The 20,604-nt window shown below is 54.5% G+C and carries 34 protein-coding genes; all 34 read right to left on the reverse strand.

Annotation, left to right across the window (positions count from 1 at the left end; genetic code table 11):
* Positions 1 to 15: 15 nt before the first annotated feature.
* Positions 16 to 480 (reverse strand): bacterioferritin, encoded by a 465-nt coding sequence (gene bfr, locus MRY17_RS23040; RefSeq protein ID WP_065930320.1) that lies wholly within the window; start codon positions 478 to 480, stop codon positions 16 to 18.
* A gap of 155 nt (positions 481 to 635) precedes the next feature.
* Positions 636 to 2,084 (reverse strand): catalase, encoded by a 1,449-nt coding sequence (locus MRY17_RS23045; RefSeq protein ID WP_243352927.1) that lies wholly within the window; start codon positions 2,082 to 2,084, stop codon positions 636 to 638.
* 237 nt (positions 2,085 to 2,321) lie between these two features.
* On the reverse strand, positions 2,322 to 2,708 hold the full coding sequence (rplQ, locus tag MRY17_RS23050; RefSeq protein ID WP_007918448.1) for a 50S ribosomal protein L17: 387 nt from the start codon (positions 2,706 to 2,708) through the stop codon (positions 2,322 to 2,324).
* Between the two features lie 41 nt (positions 2,709 to 2,749).
* Positions 2,750 to 3,751 (reverse strand): DNA-directed RNA polymerase subunit alpha, encoded by a 1,002-nt coding sequence (locus MRY17_RS23055; RefSeq protein WP_003176403.1) that lies wholly within the window; start codon positions 3,749 to 3,751, stop codon positions 2,750 to 2,752.
* Positions 3,752 to 3,773: 22 nt separating this feature from the next.
* Positions 3,774 to 4,394, reverse strand: a complete 621-nt coding sequence (rpsD, locus tag MRY17_RS23060) for a 30S ribosomal protein S4 (protein WP_003210056.1) — start codon at positions 4,392 to 4,394, stop codon at positions 3,774 to 3,776.
* Between the two features lie 18 nt (positions 4,395 to 4,412).
* A complete protein-coding gene (gene rpsK / locus MRY17_RS23065) occupies positions 4,413 to 4,802 on the reverse strand; it encodes a 30S ribosomal protein S11 (RefSeq protein WP_002555466.1) in 390 nt (129 codons plus the stop codon).
* 30 nt (positions 4,803 to 4,832) lie between these two features.
* Positions 4,833 to 5,189 (reverse strand): 30S ribosomal protein S13, encoded by a 357-nt coding sequence (gene rpsM / locus MRY17_RS23070; protein ID WP_057724827.1) that lies wholly within the window; start codon positions 5,187 to 5,189, stop codon positions 4,833 to 4,835.
* A gap of 129 nt (positions 5,190 to 5,318) precedes the next feature.
* Positions 5,319 to 5,435: a 50S ribosomal protein L36 gene (gene rpmJ, locus MRY17_RS23075; protein ID WP_002555468.1), complete on the reverse strand. Its 117-nt coding sequence runs from the start codon at positions 5,433 to 5,435 to the stop codon at positions 5,319 to 5,321.
* A gap of 28 nt (positions 5,436 to 5,463) precedes the next feature.
* Positions 5,464 to 6,792, reverse strand: a complete 1,329-nt coding sequence (gene secY / locus MRY17_RS23080) for a preprotein translocase subunit SecY (protein WP_003194637.1) — start codon at positions 6,790 to 6,792, stop codon at positions 5,464 to 5,466.
* On the reverse strand, positions 6,793 to 7,230 hold the full coding sequence (gene rplO / locus MRY17_RS23085; RefSeq protein WP_060755285.1) for a 50S ribosomal protein L15: 438 nt from the start codon (positions 7,228 to 7,230) through the stop codon (positions 6,793 to 6,795). It abuts the gene before it with no gap.
* A 3-nt stretch (positions 7,231 to 7,233) separates the two neighbouring features.
* Positions 7,234 to 7,410 (reverse strand): 50S ribosomal protein L30, encoded by a 177-nt coding sequence (gene rpmD / locus MRY17_RS23090; RefSeq protein ID WP_003176408.1) that lies wholly within the window; start codon positions 7,408 to 7,410, stop codon positions 7,234 to 7,236.
* Between the two features lie 2 nt (positions 7,411 to 7,412).
* Positions 7,413 to 7,913: a 30S ribosomal protein S5 gene (rpsE, locus tag MRY17_RS23095; protein ID WP_003176409.1), complete on the reverse strand. Its 501-nt coding sequence runs from the start codon at positions 7,911 to 7,913 to the stop codon at positions 7,413 to 7,415.
* 3 nt (positions 7,914 to 7,916) lie between these two features.
* Entirely contained in the window at positions 7,917 to 8,267 is a 351-nt protein-coding gene (gene rplR / locus MRY17_RS23100) for a 50S ribosomal protein L18 (protein WP_017135964.1), read from the reverse strand.
* Between the two features lie 10 nt (positions 8,268 to 8,277).
* Positions 8,278 to 8,811 carry a 50S ribosomal protein L6 gene (gene rplF, locus MRY17_RS23105; protein ID WP_003176412.1) on the reverse strand — a complete coding sequence of 178 codons (534 nt, stop codon included), beginning with the start codon at positions 8,809 to 8,811 and terminating at the stop codon, positions 8,278 to 8,280.
* Positions 8,812 to 8,823: 12 nt separating this feature from the next.
* Positions 8,824 to 9,216: a 30S ribosomal protein S8 gene (rpsH, locus tag MRY17_RS23110; RefSeq protein WP_003176413.1), complete on the reverse strand. Its 393-nt coding sequence runs from the start codon at positions 9,214 to 9,216 to the stop codon at positions 8,824 to 8,826.
* Positions 9,217 to 9,423: 207 nt separating this feature from the next.
* Positions 9,424 to 9,729, reverse strand: a complete 306-nt coding sequence (gene rpsN, locus MRY17_RS23115) for a 30S ribosomal protein S14 (protein WP_003176414.1) — start codon at positions 9,727 to 9,729, stop codon at positions 9,424 to 9,426.
* A 13-nt stretch (positions 9,730 to 9,742) separates the two neighbouring features.
* A complete protein-coding gene (rplE, locus tag MRY17_RS23120) occupies positions 9,743 to 10,282 on the reverse strand; it encodes a 50S ribosomal protein L5 (protein WP_003176415.1) in 540 nt (179 codons plus the stop codon).
* A 20-nt stretch (positions 10,283 to 10,302) separates the two neighbouring features.
* On the reverse strand, positions 10,303 to 10,617 hold the full coding sequence (gene rplX, locus MRY17_RS23125; protein ID WP_003176416.1) for a 50S ribosomal protein L24: 315 nt from the start codon (positions 10,615 to 10,617) through the stop codon (positions 10,303 to 10,305).
* Positions 10,618 to 10,628: 11 nt separating this feature from the next.
* A complete protein-coding gene (gene rplN / locus MRY17_RS23130) occupies positions 10,629 to 10,997 on the reverse strand; it encodes a 50S ribosomal protein L14 (RefSeq protein ID WP_002555479.1) in 369 nt (122 codons plus the stop codon).
* Positions 10,998 to 11,020: 23 nt separating this feature from the next.
* Entirely contained in the window at positions 11,021 to 11,287 is a 267-nt protein-coding gene (gene rpsQ / locus MRY17_RS23135; protein WP_003176419.1) for a 30S ribosomal protein S17, read from the reverse strand.
* Between the two features lie 2 nt (positions 11,288 to 11,289).
* The gene (gene rpmC / locus MRY17_RS23140) at positions 11,290 to 11,481 is read right to left on the reverse strand and encodes a 50S ribosomal protein L29 (RefSeq protein ID WP_002555481.1); all 192 of its coding nucleotides are present in this window, start codon (positions 11,479 to 11,481) and stop codon (positions 11,290 to 11,292) included.
* Entirely contained in the window at positions 11,481 to 11,894 is a 414-nt protein-coding gene (gene rplP, locus MRY17_RS23145; RefSeq protein WP_003232424.1) for a 50S ribosomal protein L16, read from the reverse strand. Before rplP ends, rpmC begins: the two co-directional genes overlap by 1 nt.
* A 12-nt stretch (positions 11,895 to 11,906) precedes the next feature.
* The gene (rpsC, locus tag MRY17_RS23150) at positions 11,907 to 12,593 is read right to left on the reverse strand and encodes a 30S ribosomal protein S3 (RefSeq protein WP_003176422.1); all 687 of its coding nucleotides are present in this window, start codon (positions 12,591 to 12,593) and stop codon (positions 11,907 to 11,909) included.
* Between the two features lie 13 nt (positions 12,594 to 12,606).
* Complete coding sequence (rplV, locus tag MRY17_RS23155) at positions 12,607 to 12,939, reverse strand: 50S ribosomal protein L22 (protein ID WP_003103908.1); 333 nt, start codon at positions 12,937 to 12,939, stop codon at positions 12,607 to 12,609.
* An 11-nt stretch (positions 12,940 to 12,950) separates the two neighbouring features.
* On the reverse strand, positions 12,951 to 13,226 hold the full coding sequence (gene rpsS, locus MRY17_RS23160; RefSeq protein WP_002555486.1) for a 30S ribosomal protein S19: 276 nt from the start codon (positions 13,224 to 13,226) through the stop codon (positions 12,951 to 12,953).
* A 16-nt stretch (positions 13,227 to 13,242) separates the two neighbouring features.
* Positions 13,243 to 14,067, reverse strand: a complete 825-nt coding sequence (gene rplB, locus MRY17_RS23165; RefSeq protein WP_003176423.1) for a 50S ribosomal protein L2 — start codon at positions 14,065 to 14,067, stop codon at positions 13,243 to 13,245.
* 14 nt (positions 14,068 to 14,081) lie between these two features.
* Positions 14,082 to 14,381, reverse strand: a complete 300-nt coding sequence (gene rplW / locus MRY17_RS23170; protein WP_002555488.1) for a 50S ribosomal protein L23 — start codon at positions 14,379 to 14,381, stop codon at positions 14,082 to 14,084.
* On the reverse strand, positions 14,378 to 14,980 hold the full coding sequence (rplD, locus tag MRY17_RS23175; protein ID WP_057014518.1) for a 50S ribosomal protein L4: 603 nt from the start codon (positions 14,978 to 14,980) through the stop codon (positions 14,378 to 14,380). Before rplD ends, rplW begins: the two co-directional genes overlap by 4 nt.
* Positions 14,981 to 14,992: 12 nt before the next feature.
* Positions 14,993 to 15,628 carry a 50S ribosomal protein L3 gene (gene rplC / locus MRY17_RS23180; protein WP_003194649.1) on the reverse strand — a complete coding sequence of 212 codons (636 nt, stop codon included), beginning with the start codon at positions 15,626 to 15,628 and terminating at the stop codon, positions 14,993 to 14,995.
* An 81-nt stretch (positions 15,629 to 15,709) separates the two neighbouring features.
* A complete protein-coding gene (gene rpsJ / locus MRY17_RS23185) occupies positions 15,710 to 16,021 on the reverse strand; it encodes a 30S ribosomal protein S10 (protein ID WP_003186070.1) in 312 nt (103 codons plus the stop codon).
* Between the two features lie 159 nt (positions 16,022 to 16,180).
* A complete protein-coding gene (tuf, locus tag MRY17_RS23190; protein ID WP_003176426.1) occupies positions 16,181 to 17,374 on the reverse strand; it encodes an elongation factor Tu in 1,194 nt (397 codons plus the stop codon).
* Between the two features lie 30 nt (positions 17,375 to 17,404).
* Entirely contained in the window at positions 17,405 to 19,510 is a 2,106-nt protein-coding gene (gene fusA / locus MRY17_RS23195; RefSeq protein WP_015886136.1) for an elongation factor G, read from the reverse strand.
* 30 nt (positions 19,511 to 19,540) lie between these two features.
* Positions 19,541 to 20,011, reverse strand: a complete 471-nt coding sequence (gene rpsG, locus MRY17_RS23200; protein WP_002555493.1) for a 30S ribosomal protein S7 — start codon at positions 20,009 to 20,011, stop codon at positions 19,541 to 19,543.
* A 119-nt stretch (positions 20,012 to 20,130) separates the two neighbouring features.
* Entirely contained in the window at positions 20,131 to 20,502 is a 372-nt protein-coding gene (gene rpsL / locus MRY17_RS23205) for a 30S ribosomal protein S12 (protein WP_002555494.1), read from the reverse strand.
* Positions 20,503 to 20,604: the final 102 nt, after the last annotated feature.

Genomic DNA, 20,604 nt, shown 5'->3' on the forward strand with positions numbered 1-20,604 from the left:
TTTTGTAGCCGGGAATCAGAACTGCGACTGCAGATAATTCTCCAGGCCGATCAGCTTGATCAGGCCCAACTGCTTTTCCAGCCAGTAGGTGTGATCTTCTTCGGTGTCATTCAACTGCACCCGCAGGATTTCCCGCGTGACGTAGTCGTTGTGCTGCTCGCAGAGCTCGATGCCCTTGCAAAGCGCGGCACGGACCTTGTACTCGAGGCGCAGGTCGGCAGCGAGCATTTCCGGCACAGTGGTGCCCACGTCCAAGTCGTCGGGACGCATACGCGGCGTGCCTTCGAGCATGAGGATACGGCGCATCAGTGCGTCGGCGTGCTGTGCCTCTTCTTCCATCTCGTGGTTGATACGTTCGTAGAGCTCGGTAAAGCCCCAGTCTTCGTACATGCGCGAATGGATGAAATATTGGTCACGAGCTGCCAGTTCGCCCGTCAGCAACGTGTTGAGGTAATCGATTACGTCGGGGTGACCTTGCATCGCCCTACATCTCCCTGCTTGAAAGTCTGTAGTTTGAACCATGCTGACCTAAAGGTCACGGGACTAACGGCAGAAAAGCGAAGATTTCCGGAGAAAAGTGGCTGAAATAACGCAAAAACCGCCCAAATGAGGGCGGTTCTGCTTATCGTTTAGAGTCAGTTAAGCGATACACCCAGTGCCTTTGCGATTGCTTCTCCATAAGCGGCATCCGCTTTATAGAAATGCTGCAACTGACGCTGGATCACATCGCTGGAAACACCGCCCATCGCACCGGCGATGTTGCTGGTCAGCAGCGCTTTCTGCTCGTCATTCATCAAGCGGAACAGTGCACCGGCGTGGCTGTAGTAGTCGGTGTCTTCGCGATGATCATAACGATCAGCCGCGCCGCTCAGGGCGAGTGCAGGTTCCGCGTACTGTGGCGCCTGCTTTGGCGCATCGGCGTAGCTGTTAGGCTCGTAGTTGGGCGCCGCACCGCCGTTGCTGCCAAAGGCCATCGAACCGTCGCGCTGATAGCTGTTCACCTGGTTACGCGGGGCATTTACCGGCAGTTGCTGGTGGTTAGTGCCGACGCGGTAGCGGTGAGCATCTGCGTAGGCAAAGACGCGACCTTGCAGCATACGGTCTGGCGACAGGCCAACGCCTGGCACCATGTTGCTTGGGCCGAACGCGGCTTGCTCCACTTCGGCGAAATAATTCTGCGGATTGCGGTTGAGCTCCAGCTCACCCACCTCGATCAGTGGGAATTCTTTTTGCGACCAGGTCTTGGTTACGTCAAACGGATTCTCGTAGTGAGCGTTCGCTTGAGCCTCGGTCATGATCTGGATGCAAACGCGCCATTTCGGGAAATCACCACGTTCAATGGCGCCGAACAGATCGCGCTGGGCATAGTCTGGATCGGTACCCGCCAGGCGCGCAGCTTCAGCCGGTGCCAGGTTTTTGATGCCTTGCCGGGTCTTGTAGTGCCATTTAACCCAGTGGCGCTCGCCGTTGGCGTTGATCAGGCTGTAGGTGTGACTACCGAAGCCGTGCATGTGGCGGTAGCCATCCGGGATGCCACGGTCAGAAAACAGGATGGTGACCTGGTGCAGCGCCTCGGGGGAGTGCGACCAGAAGTCCCACATCATCTGCGCACTTTTCAGGTTGCTTTGTGGCAAACGTTTTTGGGTATGGATGAAATCGGGGAATTTCAACGGATCGCGAATGAAGAACACAGGCGTGTTGTTGCCGACGATATCCCAGTTGCCTTCCTCGGTGTAGAACTTCAAGGCGAAGCCGCGTGGGTCACGCTCGGTGTCAGCCGAACCGCGCTCGCCGCCTACTGTGGAGAACCGCAGGAACGTCGGGGTTTGTTTACCCACTGACTCGAACAGCTTCGCGCTGGTGTATCGAGTGATGTCCTGGGTGACTGTGAACGTACCGTAGGCGCCCGAACCTTTGGCGTGTACACGGCGCTCCGGAATATTCTCACGGTTGAAGTGAGCGAGCTTCTCGATCAGGTGAAAATCGTCGAGCAACAGCGGACCACGAGGGCCGGCGGAACGGCAATTCTGATTATCCGCAACGGGAGCGCCGCTGGCGGTGGTAAGGATTTTATTCTGGCTCATGCGCAATCTTCCTCAGGTCGGACTTGAAACTGCCGGCTAATCGGCTTGGAAGGAGTATCAATCAACCACACGACACCTACAAATTTATTAAATCGTAGGCATCAATAGAAAATTACTACCAACCAGGCCAACCCTCATCATGCCCACTGCTCCCCTGGGAAACTTGTACCCATCGCGCTTTTTTGCGTGCACAAAAAACCGGGCACTAGGCCCGGTTCTTCGTTACAGACTGTCGTCTTACTCGGCGCTTACAGCTTCGCCGGCAGTAGCACGATCAACCAACTCAACGTACGCCATAGGCGCGTTGTCGCCAGTGCGGAAGCCGCACTTGAGGATGCGCAGGTAGCCACCCTCACGGGTAGCATAACGCTTGCCCAGGTCGTTGAAGAGCTTACCAACGATAGCTTTCGAACGAGTACGGTCGAAAGCCAGACGGCGGTTAGCCAGGCTGTCTGTCTTGGCCAAAGTGATCAGCGGCTCAGCAACGCGACGCAGTTCTTTAGCTTTCGGCAGTGTAGTTTTGATCAGCTCGTGCTCGAACAGCGACACCGCCATGTTTTGGAACATGGCCTTGCGGTGCGAGCTGGTACGGCTCAGGTGACGACCACTTTTACGATGACGCATGGTTCATTCCTTACCAAACTCACGTTCGGTGATTACGACGATCAGGCAGTCGCCTTGTCGTCCTTCTTAAGACTTGCAGGCGGCCAGTTGTCGAGGCGCATGCCGAGGGACAGACCGCGGGAGGCCAGAACGTCCTTGATTTCAGTCAAGGATTTCTTGCCAAGGTTCGGAGTCTTCAACAGCTCTACTTCGGTACGCTGAATCAGGTCGCCGATGTAGTAGATGTTTTCCGCCTTAAGGCAGTTAGCCGAACGTACAGTCAGTTCCAGATCGTCAACCGGGCGAAGCAGGATCGGATCGATCTCGTCTTCCTGCTCGATTACCACTGGTTCGCTGTCACCCTTGAGGTCGACGAACGCAGCCAACTGCTGTTGCAGAATGGTTGCAGCGCGGCGGATAGCCTCTTCAGGATCCAGAGTACCGTTGGTTTCCAGATCAATAACCAGCTTGTCCAGGTTAGTACGCTGCTCGACACGGGCGTTTTCCACCACGTATGCGATACGGCGAACCGGGCTGAACGAAGAGTCAAGCTGCAAGCGACCAATGCTGCGGCTTTCGTCTTCATCGCTCTGACGCGAGTCGGCCGGTTCATAACCACGACCACGAGCTACAGTGAGCTTCATGTTCAAGGCGCCGTTAGACGCCAGGTTAGCGATTACGTGATCGGGATTAACGATCTCGACATCATGATCCAGCTGAATATCGGCAGCGGTAACCACCCCCGAACCCTTCTTCGACAAGGTCAGCGTAACTTCGTCACGGCCGTGCAGCTTGATAGCCAGACCTTTAAGGTTCAACAGGATTTCAATTACGTCTTCCTGTACACCTTCGATGGCGCTGTACTCGTGGAGCACACCGTCAATCTCGGCCTCGACTACTGCACAGCCGGGCATTGAGGACAACAGGATGCGGCGCAGCGCGTTGCCCAGGGTGTGGCCAAAACCACGCTCGAGAGGCTCGAGAGTAATTTTAGCGCGGGTTGGACTGACAACCTGCACATCAATGTGGCGGGGTGTCAGGAACTCATTTACCGAAATCTGCATGGATGCACCTATTTTCTAGCCCTTACTTGGAGTAGAGCTCGACAATCAGGCTTTCGTTGATGTCGGCGGACAGATCACTGCGAGCAGGAACGTTCTTGAAAACGCCCGACTTCTTCTCAGTGTCTACTTCTACCCATTCTACGCGGCCACGTTGGGCACACAGATCGAGAGCTTGGACAATGCGAAGTTGGTTTTTTGCTTTCTCGCGAATCGCGACCACGTCACCAGCACGAACCTGGTAAGACGGTACGTTAACGGTTTGGCCGTTTACGCTGACGGATTTGTGCGATACCAGCTGACGGGATTCGGCGCGAGTCGAACCAAAGCCCATACGGTATACAACGTTGTCCAGACGGCATTCGAGCAGTTGCAGCAGGTTTTCACCGGTTGCACCTTTCTTGCCAGCAGCTTCTTTGTAGTAGCCGCTGAACTGACGCTCGAGAACGCCGTAGATACGACGGACCTTCTGCTTTTCACGCAGTTGGGTGCCGTAATCGGACTGGCGACCGCGGCGTTGGCCGTGGATACCAGGTGCTGCTTCAATGTTGCACTTCGATTCGATCGCGCGCACGCCGCTCTTCAAGAAGAGATCGGTGCCTTCACGACGAGCGAGTTTGCATTTTGGACCAATGTAACGAGCCATTCTTTACAATCTCCTGGATTACACGCGGCGCTTCTTCGGCGGACGGCACCCGTTGTGCGGGATTGGCGTCACGTCGGTGATGCTGGCGATCTTATAGCCACAGCCGTTCAAAGCACGGACAGCAGACTCACGACCTGGACCTGGACCTTTGACGTTAACGTCGAGGTTTTTCAGGCCGTATTCCAGCGCAGCTTGACCAGCACGTTCAGCAGCTACTTGAGCAGCAAACGGGGTGGACTTGCGGGAACCGCGGAAACCCGAACCACCGGAGGTAGCCCAAGAAAGCGCATTACCTTGACGGTCGGTGATGGTCACGATTGTGTTGTTAAAAGAAGCATGGATGTGGGCGATGCCATCAACCACTGTCTTTTTAACTTTTTTACGAGGACGAGCAGCAGGTTTTGCCATGATAATTTTCCTGTCGATTCGCGTGGGCGATTACTTGCGGATCGGCTTACGCGGACCTTTACGGGTACGCGCGTTAGTCTTGGTACGCTGACCGCGTACTGGAAGACCACGACGATGACGCAGACCACGGTAGCAACCGAGGTCCATCAAACGCTTGATTTTCATGTTGATTTCGCGACGCAGGTCACCTTCAGTGGTGAACTTCGCCACTTCGCCACGCAACGCTTCGATCTGCTCGTCGCTCAGATCCTTGATCTTTGCGGCTGGGTTTACCCCAGTGTCTGCGCAAATTTTCTGCGCAGTAGTGCGACCAACACCATAGATGTAGGTCAGCGAGATAACAGTGTGCTTGTTATCTGGAATGTTAACGCCTGCAATACGGGCCATTCAGTGGGACTCCAATTGACAGCTACCTACGCCCCGGAAGCCAAGAAATAGGGCGCGAGATAATATCGCTGTAATAACAAATAATCAACCCGGCAGCGCACTAGCTGCCGGGCTTCAAGCGGATCACACTCAGCCTTGGCGCTGTTTGTGACGCGGTTCCGCGCTGCAAATTACTCGAACAACACCTTCGCGGCGAATAATCTTGCAGTTACGGCACAGCTTTTTCACCGATGCACGAACTTTCATCACCAACTCCTCGAACCTTATGGGGTACTCAGCGCAACATGCCGCTGCCGTAGCCCTTCAGGTTGGCTTTCTTCATCAGGGATTCGTACTGGTGCGAAACGAGGTGCGATTGTACTTGGGACATGAAGTCCATCACAACCACGACCACGATCAGCAACGAGGTCCCGCCAAGGTAGAACGGAACGTTTGCCGCAACCACCAGGAACTGGGGAAGCAAACAGACGGCCGTCATATATAGAGCACCGAACAGGGTCAAACGAGTCAGAACGCCATCAATGTAGCGCGCAGACTGCTCACCTGGACGAATACCCGGAATAAAGGCACCGGACTTCTTCAGGTTTTCCGCTACGTCTTTCGGATTGAACATCAACGCCGTATAGAAGAAGCAGAAGAAAATAATCCCTGCACTAAACAGCAGAATATTCAACGGCTGACCAGGAGCGATCGACTGAGAGAGGTCCTGCAGCCAGCCCATATTTTCAGACTGACCAAACCAGGTACCCAACGAAGCCGGAAACAGCAAGATGCTGCTCGCGAAAATTGCCGGAATAACGCCGGCCATATTCACCTTCAGCGGCAAGTGGCTGGTCTGCGCAGCAAAAACCTTGCGGCCCTGCTGACGCTTGGCGTAGTGAACAGCAATACGACGCTGACCACGCTCAATGAACACCACAAAACCGATAATCGCTACTGCCAGCAAACCGATGGCAACCAGGGCGAAGATATTGATATCACCCTGACGCGCAGACTCGAAAGACTGCCCGATTGCTCTCGGAAGACCGGCGACGATACCTGCGAAAATCAACATCGAGATACCGTTACCAACACCACGTTCAGTAATCTGCTCACCCAGCCACATCATGAACATCGCACCAGCCACAAACGTGGATACCGCGACGAAATGGAAGCCAAAGTCACCAGTGAACGCTACGCCCTGCCCCGCCAGGCCAACGGACATGCCGATAGCTTGAACCAGGGCGAGGACGACAGTGCCGTAGCGGGTGTACTGGCTAATCTTGCGACGGCCAGCTTCACCTTCCTTCTTCAACTGCTCCAGCTGCGGACTGACGGCGGTCATCAACTGCATGATGATCGATGCCGAAATGTACGGCATGATCCCCAGTGCAAAGATGCTCATCCGTTCCAGCGCGCCGCCGGAAAACATGTTGAACAAGCTAAGAATGGTCCCCTCATTCTGTCGAAACAGGTCTGCGAGTCGGTCCGGGTTGATACCTGGAACCGGGATGTGTGCGCCTATTCGGTAGACGATAATCGCCAGGAACAGAAAACGCAGACGAGCCCAAAGTTCAGACATACCGCCTTTGCCGAGCGCTGAGAGAGCACCTTGCTTAGCCATTTATTCCTCGAACTTGCCGCCAGCTGCTTCGATAGCCGAACGCGCACCTTTGGTGGCGCCGATTCCCTTGCCGATAGTGACAGCGCGAGCCACTTCACCGGACAGCATGATTTTCACACGCTGTACGTTGACGTTGATCACGTTGGCATCTTTCAGGGTCTGCAGAGTAACGATGTCGCCGTCCACTTTAGCCAGCTCGGACAGACGCACTTCTGCGCGGTCCATGGCTTTCAGGGATACGAAACCGAACTTAGGCAGGCGACGATGCAGCGGCTGTTGACCGCCTTCAAAGCCTGGAGCGATGGTGCCACCGGAGCGGGAGGTTTGACCTTTGTGACCACGGCCACCAGTCTTACCCAAACCGCTACCGATACCACGGCCCGGACGATGCTTTTCGCGACGGGAACCCGGCGCTGGACTCAGATCATTGAGTTTCATCGATTAACCCTCTACACGCAGCATGTAGTAAGCCTTGTTGATCATCCCGCGATTCTCGGGAGTATCCTGGACTTCTACAGTGTGACCGATGCGACGCAGACCCAAACCCTTAACGCACAGTTTGTGGTTAGGAATGCGGCCGGTCATGCTTTTGATCAGCGTTACTTTAACGGTAGCCATGATCAGAAGATCTCCTTCACAGTCAGGCCACGCTTGGCAGCGATGGACTCAGGAGATTGCATAGCTTTCAAACCCTTGAAAGTGGCGTGAACCACGTTTACCGGGTTAGTCGAGCCGTAGCACTTGGCCAGAACGTTCTGAACGCCAGCAACTTCGAGGACAGCACGCATAGCGCCGCCAGCGATGATACCGGTACCTTCAGAAGCAGGCTGCATGTACACCTTCGAAGCGCCATGGGCGGACTTCATTGCGTACTGCAGAGTGGTGCCGTTCAGATCAACCTGGATCATGTTGCGACGAGCAGCTTCCATTGCCTTCTGGATCGCGGCAGGCACTTCACGTGACTTGCCACGGCCGAAGCCAACACGCCCTTTACCATCACCCACCACGGTCAACGCGGTGAAAGTGAAGATACGGCCGCCTTTAACGGTTTTGGCTACGCGGTTAACTTGAACCAGCTTCTCAATGTAGCCTTCGTCGCGCTTTTGGTCGTTATTTGACATAACTTAGAACTCCAGCCCAGCTTCACGAGCAGCATCAGCCAGCGCTTTAACGCGGCCGTGGTACTTGAAGCCAGAGCGGTCGAAAGCCACTTGCGAGACGCCCACGGCCTTAGCACGTGTAGCGACCAGCTGGCCAACCTTAGTGGCCGCGTCGATGTTGCCGGTGGCACCATCACGCAGTTCTTTATCCAAAGTCGAGGCGCTTGCCAGGACTTTGTTGCCGTCGGCCGAGATGACCTGGGCGTAGATGTGCTGCGACGAGCGATACACGCAGAGACGCACGACTTCGAGTTCGTGCATTTTCAGGCGTGCTTTGCGAGCGCGACGCAGTCGAGTAACTTTTTTGTCGGTCATTTGCTATGCCCTACTTCTTCTTGGCTTCTTTACGACGGACGACTTCGTCCGCGTAGCGCACACCTTTGCCTTTGTACGGCTCTGGTGGACGGAAGTCGCGGATCTCAGCGGCCACCTGACCTACCAGCTGCTTATCGATACCCTTGATCAGGATATCGGTTTGGCTAGGGGTCTCAGCGGTGATGCCTTCCGGCAGTTCGTAATCCACTGGGTGCGAGAAGCCAAGGGCCAGGTTCAGAACCGTGCCTTTTGCTTGCGCTTTGTAACCAACACCGACCAGCTGGAGCTTACGCTCGAAGCCTTGGCTTACGCCTTGGACCATGTTGTTTACCAACGCACGCGTGGTACCGGCCATTGCGCGAGTTTGTTGATCGCCATTGCGAGCAGCGAAACGCAGCTCACCAGCTTCTTCAACGATCTCAACGGACGAATGGATGTTCAGTTCAAGAGTGCCCTTGGCACCCTTCACCGAAAGCTGTTGGCCTGCGAATTTGACTTCGACACCGGCTGGCAGCTTAACGGGGTTCTTAGCGACGCGAGACATGCTTATCCCCCCTTAGAACACAGTGCAAAGAACTTCGCCGCCGACACCGGCAGCGCGCGCAGCACGATCCGTCATCACACCTTTGTTGGTGGAGACGATAGACACGCCCAGACCGCCACGAACTTTCGGCAGATCTTCAGCGGACTTGTACTGACGCAGGCCTGGACGGCTAACGCGCTTCACTTCCTCGATGACCGAACGGCCTTCGAAGTATTTCAGCTCGATGGACAGCAGTGGCTTGATTTCGCTGCTGATCTGATAACCCGCAATGTAGCCTTCGTCTTTCAGGACTTTGGCAACAGCTACCTTCAACTTGGAAGATGGCATGCTTACGACGGACTTTTCAGCCATCTGGGCATTACGGATACGAGTTAGCATGTCCGCTAACGGGTCCTGCATACTCATGGCTAGACGCTCCTAATACAAAAAAATTAGCCTTGCGGCTACGTATGTCGCCGAGAATCTCCGAGCATAAAACACACGGGCTCAGGCGAGCCGCGTATTTTAGACACACTGCGGAAATGAAACAAGCCCCAAAAGGGGCTTGTTCCAGATTCAAGGTCACCGGCGGTCAGTATCTTGCGATACCAACCGCTTTGACGCTGAAAGTACTTACCAGCTGGCTTTAACCAGACCCGGTACGTCACCACGCATTGCCGCTTCACGCAGTTTGTTACGGCCGAGGCCGAACTTGCGGTAAACGCCGTGTGGACGACCGGTCAGGCGGCAGCGGTTACGCATGCGCGAGGCGCTTGCGTCACGTGGCTGCTTCTGCAGGGCAACTGTAGCTTCCCAACGTGCTTCTGGACTTGCGTTCAGATCAACGATGATTGCTTTCAGTGCTGCACGCTTCTTGGCGTACTTGGCAACCGTGAGCTGACGCTTCAGCTCGCGGTTTTTCATGCTCATCTTGGCCATGGTCCTACTCCAATCAGTTGCGGAACGGGAATTTGAAAGCACGCAACAGGGCGCGACCTTCATCATCGTTCTTGGCAGTGGTGGTCAGGGTGATGTCCAGACCGCGGAGAGCATCGATCTTGTCGTAGTCGATTTCCGGGAAGATGATCTGCTCTTTCACGCCCATGCTGTAGTTACCACGACCGTCGAAGGACTTGGCATTCAGGCCGCGGAAGTCGCGAACCCGAGGCAGGGAGATCGACAGCAGACGATCCAGGAATTCGTACATACGCTCACGGCGCAGAGTCACTTTGACGCCGATCGGCCAGCCTTCGCGGACTTTAAAGCCAGCGATGGATTTCCGAGCGTAAGTCACAACGACTTTTTGACCGGTGATCTTTTCCAGGTCAGCAACAGCGTGCTCGATGACTTTTTTGTCACCGACCGCTTCGCCCAAACCCATGTTCAGGGTGATTTTGGTAACGCGTGGAACTTCCATCACGTTCGAAAGCTTAAGTTCTTCCTTAAGTTTCGGTGCGATTTCTTTCCAGTAAATCTCTTTTAGTCGTGCCATGGTCTTCTACCTAGCAGTGTTCAAGCATCAACCGCTTTTTGGGTCGACTTGAAGACACGAATTTTCTTGCCATCTTCTACTTTGAAACCAACGCGGTCAGCCTTGTTGGTTTCGCCGTTGAAAATGGCGACGTTAGAAGCGTCCAGCGGAGCTTCTTTTTCGACGATACCGCCCTGCACGCCCGACATCGGGTTAGGCTTGGTATGACGCTTGACCAGGTTCAGACCACCGATAACCAGACGGTTATTAGCGAGAACCTTAAGCACCTTACCGCGCTTACCTTTGTCTTTGCCGGCGATCACGATGATCTCGTCGTCACGACGAATCTTTTGCATGTCGGATCTCCTTACAGCACTTCTGGGGCGAGCGAGACGATCTTCATGAACTTCTCAGTACGAAGTTCACGGGTCACTGGCCCAAAGATACGGGTGCCGATAGGCTCTTGCTTGTTGTTCAGAAGAACAGCAGCGTTGCCATCAAAGCGGATAATGGAGCCATCAGCACGGCGTACGCCGTGACGAGTGCGGACTACAACAGCAGTCATCACTTGGCCTTTTTTCACCTTACCGCGAGGAATTGCTTCCTTGACGGTAACTTTGATGATGTCACCGATACCAGCGTAACGACGATGGGAGCCACCCAGCACCTTGATGCACATAACACGGCGAGCGCCGCTGTTATCGGCCACATCGAGCATGGATTGAGTCTGAATCATATAATTTCTCCGACCCCTAGTCCTTAGACTTCCACAGCGCGTTCGAGAACATCAACCAGTGCCCAAGACTTGGTCTTGGCCAGCGGACGAGTTTCACGAATAGTGACTTTGTCGCCGATGTGGCACTGATTGGTTTCGTCGTGCGCGTGCAGCTTAGTCGAACGCTTAACATATTTACCGTAGATAGGGTGCTTAACGCGACGCTCGATCAAAACGGTGATGGTTTTGTCCATCTTGTCGCTGACAACACGGCCAGTCAGCGTACGGACAGTCTTTTCGGCTTCAGCCATGATCACTTACCTGCCTGCTGGTTGAGCACAGTCTTCACGCGAGCGATGTCACGCTTAACTTGCGAGAGCAGATGAGACTGCCCCAACTGGCCAGTTGCTTTCTGCATACGCAGATTGAACTGGTCGCGCAGCAGGCCGAGCAGTTGCTCGTTCAGCTGCTGTGCGGATTTTTCACGAAGTTCATTCGCTTTCATCACATCACCGTCCGTTTAACAAAGGCGGTGGCGAGCGGCAGCTTTGCAGCAGCCAGGGCAAAAGCCTCACGCGCCAGCTCTTCAGTTACACCCTCGATTTCATACAGGACTTTGCCTGGCTGAATCTGGGCTACCCAGTATTCCACGTTACCCTTACCTTTACCCATACGAACCTCGAGAGGTTTTTTGGAGATCGGCTTGTCCGGGAATACACGGATCCAGATCTTGCCACCACGTTTTACGTGACGGGTCAGTGCACGACGCGCTGACTCGATCTGACGAGCGGTGAGACGACCACGAGCTACAGACTTCAGCGCGAACTCGCCGAAGCTGACTTTGCTACCGCGCTGAGCCAGACCACGGTTGTGGCCTGTCATCTGCTTGCGGAACTTCGTACGCTTTGGTTGCAACATTTGGCGTACCCCTTACTTAGCAGCTTTTTTACGAGGCGCTGGTGCTTGTGGTTTCAGTTCTTCTTGGCGACCACCAATTACTTCGCCTTTGAAGATCCAAACCTTTACACCGATCACACCATAAGTGGTGTGAGCTTCGTAGTTGGCATAGTCGATGTCGGCACGCAGGGTGTGCAGTGGCACACGACCTTCGCGATACCATTCAGTACGTGCGATTTCAGCACCGCCGAGACGACCGCTCACTTGGATTTTGATGCCTTTGGCACCAATGCGCATGGCGTTCTGTACAGCGCGCTTCATAGCGCGACGGAACATGACGCGACGCTCCAGCTGCTGAGCTACGCTCTGCGCAACCAGCATACCGTCGAGCTCCGGCTTGCGGATCTCTTCGATATTGATGTGCACAGGCACACCCATTTGCTTGGTCAGGTCCTGACGCAGTTTCTCAACATCTTCACCTTTCTTCCCGATAACAATACCAGGACGAGCGGTGTGGATGGTGATACGTGCGGTTTGCGCCGGGCGATGGATATCGATACGGCTTACGGACGCGCTTTTTAGTTTGTCTTGGAGATACTCACGCACCTTCAGATCAGCGAACAAATAGTCCGCATAAGTCCGGCCGTCTGCATACCAGACGGAGGTGTGTTCCTTGACGATTCCCAGGCGAATGCCAATGGGATGTACTTTCTGACCCATCTCTTCGACTCCGTTACTTGTCAGCAACCTTGACAGTGATATGGCAAGACCGCTTGACGATGCGATCAGCACGGCCTTTGGCACGTGGCATGATTCGCTTCAGCGAACGCCCTTCGTTGACGAAAACGGTGCTGACTTTAAGGTCATCAACGTCTGCGCCTTCGTTATGCTCGGCGTTGGCTACGGCCGACTCCAGCACTTTTTTCATGATCTCGGCGGCTTTCTTACTGCTGAAAGCCAACAGGTTGAGCGCTTCGCCCACCTTCTTCCCGCGGATCTGGTCGGCGACCAAGCGGGCTTTCTGGGCGGAGATTCGAGCGCCCGACAACTTAGCGGCTACTTCCATTTCCTAACCCCTTAACGCTTGGCTTTCTTATCTGCCACGTGCCCACGATAAGTGCGGGTACCGGCAAACTCGCCCAGTTTGTGGCCGACCATGTCTTCGTTAACGAGAACTGGGACGTGTTGACGACCGTTGTGTACTGCGATGGTCAGACCGACCATTTGTGGCAGGATCATCGAACGACGCGACCAGGTCTTAACTGGTTTGCGATCGTTCTTTTCCGCCGCCACTTCGATCTTCTTCAGTAGGTGAAGATCAATAAAAGGACCTTTTTTCAGAGAACGTGGCACTGTCGTATCCCTCTATTTACTTGCGACGACGGACGATCATTTTGTCGGTACGCTTATTACCACGAGTCTTCGCGCCCTTAGTCGGGAAGCCCCATGGCGATACCGGATGACGACCACCAGAGGTACGACCTTCACCACCACCGTGTGGGTGGTCAACCGGGTTCATGGCAACACCACGAACGGTTGGGCGAACGCCACGCCAGCGTTTGGCACCAGCTTTACCCAGCGAACGCAGGCTGTGCTCGGAGTTCGAGACTTCGCCCAGGGTCGCACGGCATTCAGCCAATACTTTACGCATCTCACCAGAACGCAGACGCAAGGTCACGTAGACACCTTCACGAGCGATCAGCTGAGCCGAAGCACCAGCGGAACGAGCGATTTGCGCGCCTTTACCTGGCTTCAATTCGATGCCGTGTACGGTGCTACCAACTGGAATGTTGCGCAGTTGCAGAGCGTTGCCCGGCTTGATCGGTGCCAGGGCACCTGCGATCAGCTGGTCGCCAGCGCTCACGCCTTTAGGGGCGATGATGTAGCGACGCTCGCCATCTGCGTACAGCAGCAGAGCGATGTGAGCAGTACGGTTTGGATCGTATTCAATACGCTCGACAGTGGCGGAGATGCCATCTTTGTCGTTGCGACGGAAATCGACCAGACGATAATGCTGCTTATGGCCACCACCGATGTGACGAGTGGTAATACGACCATTGTTGTTACGACCACCAGTCTTCGATTTTTTCTCGAGCAGCGGTGCGTGAGGAGCGCCTTTATGCAGCTCCTGGTTGACCACCTTGACCACAAAACGGCGGCCAGGGGAAGTCGGTTTGCATTTAACGATTGCCATGATGCACCCCTTCCTTACTCAGCACTGCTGCTGAAATCGAGATCTTGGCCTGGCTGAAGGGAGATAACTGCCTTCTTCCAGTCATTACGCTTGCCCAGACCGCGAGCAGTGCGCTTGCTCTTACCCAGAACATTCAGGGTAGTAACACGCTCTACTTTCACGCTGAACAGGCTTTCGACGGCCTTCTTGATTTCCAGCTTGGTTGCGTCAGTTGCAACCTTGAAAACGAACTGGCCTTTCTTGTCAGCCAGAACCGTAGCCTTTTCGGAAACGTGCGGGCCAAGCAGAACTTTAAATACGCGTTCCTGGTTCATCCCAGCAGCTCCTCGAATTTCTTCACGGCCGACACGGTGATCAACACCTTGTCGTATGCGATCAGACTAACTGGATCGGAACCTTGCACGTCACGTACATCAACGTGTGGCAGGTTGCGAGCAGCCAGGTACAGGTTCTGATCAACAGCTTCGGACACGATCAAAACATCGGTCAGGCTCATGTTGGTCAGTTTGCCCAGCAGTTCTTTGGTTTTTGGACTTTCAACAGCGAAGTCCTGAACCACGACCAGACGATCGGTACGCACGAGTTCAGCAAGGATGGAGCGCAGTGCTGCGCGGTACATCTTCTTGTTGAGCTTCTGCGAGTGATCCTGTGGACGAGCTGCGAAAGTGGTACCGCCGCCACGCCAGATTGGGCTACGGATAGTACCGGCACGAGCACGGCCAGTGCCTTTCTGACGCCAAGGGCGCTTACCGCCACCACGCACGTCGGAACGGGTCTTTTGCTGCTTGCTACCTTGACGGCCGCCGGCCATGTAGGCCACGACTGCTTGGTGAACCAGCGTCTCGTTGAATTCGCCGCCAAATGTCAGTTCGGAAACTTCGATTGCTTGAGCGTCATTTACATTTAATTGCATGTCAGCTTCCCCTTAACCGCGAGCCTTGGCCGCTGGACGTACAACCAGGTTGCCGCCAGTAGCGCCAGGAACAGCACCCTTGACCAACAACAGATTGCGTTCAGCGTCGACGCGCACTACTTCGAGGGACTGCACGGTCACGCGCTCAGCGCCCATATGACCGGACATTTTTTTGCCCTTGAATACACGACCAGGAGTCTGGCACTGGCCAATAGAGCCCGGGACGCGGTGGGAAACGGAGTTACCGTGAGTGTTATCTTGGCCACGGAAATTCCAACGCTTGATCGTACCCTGGAAGCCTTTACCCTTGGACTGACCGGTTACATCAACCAGTTGACCAGCGGCGAAGATTTCAGCGTTGATCAGATCGCCAGCCTGGTAGTCGCCGTCTTCGAGACGGAACTCCATGACGGTGCGACCCGCTGCAACGTTTGCTTTAGCGAAGTGACCTGCCTGAGCAGCAGTCACGCGCGAAGCACGACGCTCGCCGACAGTGACTTGCACTGCACGATAGCCATCGGTTTCTTCAGTTTTGAACTGGGTGACGCGATTCGGTTCGATCTCAATGACCGTGACCGGAATGGAGACACCTTCTTCGGTGAAAATACGGGTCATACCGCATTTACGACCGACTACACCAATAGTCATGTTGTAAACCTCATGAGTGTACGGGGCTTTCACCCGCTATGGCCGCCCATTTCAGAGCGTTACACGACTAAGACCCAAGTCTTAGCCGAGGCTGATCTGTACTTCCACACCGGCCGCCAGATCAAGCTTCATAAGTGCATCAACGGTTTTATCCGTTGGCTGGACGATGTCCAGTACGCGCTTATGAGTGCGGATCTCGTACTGGTCACGCGCGTCTTTGTTGACGTGCGGGGAGACCAGAACGGTGAACCGCTCTTTACGGGTAGGCAGTGGAATTGGACCACGCACTTGAGCACCAGTACGTTTCGCGGTTTCCACGATTTCCTGGGTGGATTGGTCGATCAGGCGATGGTCAAAAGCCTTCAACCTGATACGGATTTGCTGATTTTGCATTGGATTTCAGACTCCGGCTGCTATTCCCAGCGAGCGCAATACGCCCGTTAAAAGGAGGCGCAATTCTATAGACGGCCCTGATAGGTGTCAACCCAATAAAAAAGGCCCCCGCTGAGCGGGGGCCTTTTCAAAACATCAGAACTATCTCAGAAGAGATAATTACTCGATGATTTTAGCTACAACGCCAGCACCAACGGTACGGCCGCCTTCACGGATTGCGAAACGCAGACCGTCTTCCATAGCGATGGTTTTGATCAGGGTGACAACCATTTTGATGTTGTCGCCTGGCATTACCATTTCTACGCCTTCCGGCAGTTCGCAGTTACCAGTCACGTCAGTAGTACGGAAGTAGAACTGTGGACGGTAGCCTTTGAAGAACGGAGTGTGACGACCGCCTTCTTCTTTGCTCAGCACGTACACTTCAGCTTCGAACTTGGTGTGCGGCTTAACCGAACCTGGCTTGACCAGAACCTGGCCACGCTCAACGTCGTCACGCTTGGTACCACGCAGCAGAACGCCGCAGTTCTCGCCAGCACGACCTTCGTCGAGCAGTTTACGGAACATTTCAACACCGGTGCAGGTGGTGACGGTGGTGTCACGCAGACCAACGATTTCCAGTGGATCTTGAACCTTGACGATACCGCGCTCGATACGACCAGTCACAACAGTACCGCGACCAGAGATCGAGAACACGTCTTCGATTGGCATCAGGAACGGCTTGTCGATAACACGGACTGGATCTGGGATGTAGCTGTCCAGAGTCTCAACCAGTTTACGAACGGACGTGGTGCCCATTTCGTTATCGTCTTTGCCTTCCAGAGCCATACGAGCAGAACCGATGATGATCGGAGTGTCGTCGCCTGGGAAGTCGTAAGTGCTCAGCAGGTCGCGCACTTCCATCTCAACCAGTTCCAGCAGCTCAGCGTCGTCTACCAGGTCAGCCTTGTTCAGGTAAACCACGATGTACGGAACGCCAACCTGACGGGACAGCAGGATGTGCTCACGGGTTTGTGGCATCGGACCATCAGCGGCCGAGCAAACCAGGATTGCGCCGTCCATCTGGGCAGCACCGGTGATCATGTTCTTCACATAGTCAGCGTGACCTGGGCAGTCAACGTGAGCGTAGTGACGGATCAGCGAGTTGTATTCAACGTGCGCGGTGTTGATGGTGATACCACGAGCTTTCTCTTCCGGTGCGCTGTCGATTTTATCGAAATCAACGATTGCGGAACCGAATACTTCGGAGCAAACGCGAGTCAGAGCAGCAGTCAGAGTGGTTTTACCGTGGTCAACGTGACCGATGGTGCCAACGTTGACGTGCGGTAGGGAACGATCAAATTTTTCTTTAGCCACGACAATTAACTCCTTGCCTAAAGGACTGAATCAGCCTTGTTTTTTGGATACAGTTTCAGCGATGTGCGCCGGAGCTGTGTTGTATTTTTTGAATTCCATAGAGTAGCTTGCGCGACCCTGGGACATGGAGCGAACGTCGGTCGCATAACCGAACATCTCACCCAACGGAACCTCGGCGCGAATCACTTTGCCGGAAACCGTGTCTTCCATACCCAAGATCATGCCGCGACGACGGTTAAGGTCGCCCATGACATCACCCATATAGTCTTCAGGTGTAACAACTTCTACCGCCATGATTGGCTCAAGCAACTCACCACCGCCCTTCTGGGCCAGTTGCTTGGTTGCCATGGAGGCAGCCACCTTAAACGCCATCTCGTTGGAGTCGACGTCGTGGTAAGAACCGTCAAAAACGGTTGCTTTCAGGCCGATCAGCGGATAGCCGGCAACAACACCGTTCTTCATCTGCTCTTCGATACCCTTCTGGATAGCAGGGATGTATTCCTTAGGAACAACACCACCTACTACTTCGTTCACGAATTGCAGACCTTCCTGACCTTCGTCAGCAGGAGCAAAACGGATCCAGCAGTGACCGAACTGACCACGACCGCCGGACTGACGAACGAACTTGCCTTCGATTTCACAGTTCTTCGTGATGCGCTCACGATAGGAAACCTGAGGCTTACCGATGTTGGCTTCGACGTTGAACTCACGGCGCATCCGGTCAACCAGGATGTCCAGGTGCAGCTCGCCCATGCCGGAGATGATCGTTTGACCAGTCTCTTCATCAGTCTTGACGCGGAAAGATGGATCTTCCTGAGCAAGCTTGCCCAGAGCGATACCCATTTTTTCCTGGTCATCCTTGGTCTTAGGCTCTACGGCAACCGAAATAACCGGCTCCGGGAAGTCCATGCGAACCAGGATGATTGGCTTGTCAGCGTTGCACAAGGTTTCACCAGTGGTGACGTCCTTCATGCCGATCAAGGCCGCGATGTCACCAGCGCGTACTTCCTTGATCTCTTCACGGGCGTTTGCGTGCATTTGCACCATACGACCCACGCGCTCTTTCTTGCCTTTAACCGAGTTGATCACGCCGTCGCCGGAGTTCAACACGCCCGAGTAAACGCGGACGAAGGTCAAGGTACCCACGAATGGGTCGGTGGCAATTTTAAATGCCAGAGCGGAGAACGGTTCTGCGTCGTCTGCATGACGCTCCAGCTCGATAGTCTCGTCATCCGGGTCAGTACCCTTGATGGCAGGAATATCAACCGGCGCCGGCAGGTAGTCGATCACAGCATCGAGAACCAGGGGAACGCCCTTGTTCTTGAACGAGGAACCGCAAACAGCCAGGACGATTTCGCCAGCGATAGTACGCTGACGCAGAGCGGCCTTGATTTCCACGTTGGTGAGTTCTTCACCTTCGAGGTACTTGTTCATCAGCTCTTCGTTGGCTTCGGCCGCAGCTTCAACCATGTTGTTGCGCCATTCGTCAGCCAGTTCCTGCAGTTCAGCAGGGATAGGCTTGCGAACAGGAACCATACCTTTGTCGGCATCGTTCCAGTAGACAGCTTCCATGGTCAACAGATCGATCTGACCCTGGAAATTATCTTCGGAACCGATAGCCAACTGGATTGGCACCGGGGTGTGACCCAAGCGCTGCTTGATCTGACCGATCACGCGCAGGAAGTTCGCACCGGCACGGTCCATCTTGTTTACGTAAACAAGACGTGGAACGCCGTATTTGTTGGCTTGACGCCATACGGTTTCCGACTGCGGCTCAACACCCGAGGTACCGCAGAACACAACGACAGCGCCGTCGAGTACGCGCAGGGAACGCTCAACTTCAATGGTGAAGTCTACGTGACCAGGGGTATCGATTACGTTGAAGCGGTGCTCATCTTTGTACTGCTTCTCGGAACCCTTCCAGAAGGCGGTAATGGCAGCAGAAGTAATGGTAATACCACGCTCCTGCTCCTGAACCATCCAGTCTGTGGTCGCGGCGCCGTCATGCACCTCGCCCATCTTGTGACTTTTGCCGGTGTAAAACAGTACGCGCTCGGTAGTGGTGGTTTTACCAGCATCCACGTGAGCGACGATACCGATGTTACGGTAGCGGCTAATCGGAGTAGTACGAGCCATAAAGCCCTCGCAAAATTAGTGAAGCTAAAATTAGAAGCGGTAGTGCGAGAAAGCTTTGTTGGCTTCAGCCATACGGTGCACGTCTTCACGCTTCTTAACAGCAGCACCTTTACCTTCAGCAGCGTCCAACAGTTCGCCGGCCAAACGCAGAGCCATAGACTTCTCGCCGCGCTTACGGGCGAAGTCTACCAACCAGCGCATTGCCAGAGCGTTACGACGGGACGGACGAACTTCAACCGGAACCTGGTAAGTAGCACCGCCTACACGGCGCGACTTCACTTCGACCAGCGGAGCGATGGCGTCGAGAGCTTTCTCGAAGATTTCCAGGGGGTCGCTGTTCTTGCGTTCTTTTACCTTTTCCAGCGCGCCATAAACGATACGCTCGGCAACGGCTTTCTTGCCGCTTTCCATCACGTGGTTCATGAACTTGGCCAGGATTTGGCTTCCGTATTTTGGATCGTCAAGCACTTCGCGCTTGGCTGCTACGCGTCTTCTTGGCATGGATAAGCCCTCAAACGGTCTTCAGGTTCGTTCGGAATTAGCGCCCTTGCGGGACGGCTCCGACCTTACTCTTATCGACTCAGAAAATAAGATGATTCAGTTTTTACAAAAAGCCGCTACTACTTAGGCTTCTTGGTACCGTACTTCGAACGACCCTGGTTACGACCTTTAACGCCGGAAGTATCCAAGGAGCCGCGTACGGTGTGGTAACGAACACCTGGCAAGTCTTTTACACGACCGCCGCGGATCAGTACCACGCTGTGCTCTTGCAGGTTGTGGCCTTCACCGCCGATGTACGAGGAAACCTCGAAACCGTTGGTCAGGCGCACACGGCATACTTTACGCAGTGCCGAGTTAGGTTTTTTCGGCGTGGTGGTATACACACGGGTGCATACGCCACGACGTTGCGGGCAGTTCTGCAGCGCAGGCACGTCGGATTTCTCGACGATACGCTTACGCGGCTGACGTACCAGCTGGTTGATAGTTGCCATCTACTAGCTCCACTGTTGTCTTGCGACGCTATTGTCTTGCAAGAAAAGCAAAATGGCAGGAACGAATTCCCGCCAAATTTAGGGGTACAAGAGTCTAAAGAG

It is taken from the genome of Pseudomonas orientalis, assembly GCF_022807995.1.
GTDB classification, from domain to species: domain Bacteria; phylum Pseudomonadota; class Gammaproteobacteria; order Pseudomonadales; family Pseudomonadaceae; genus Aquipseudomonas; species Aquipseudomonas orientalis_B.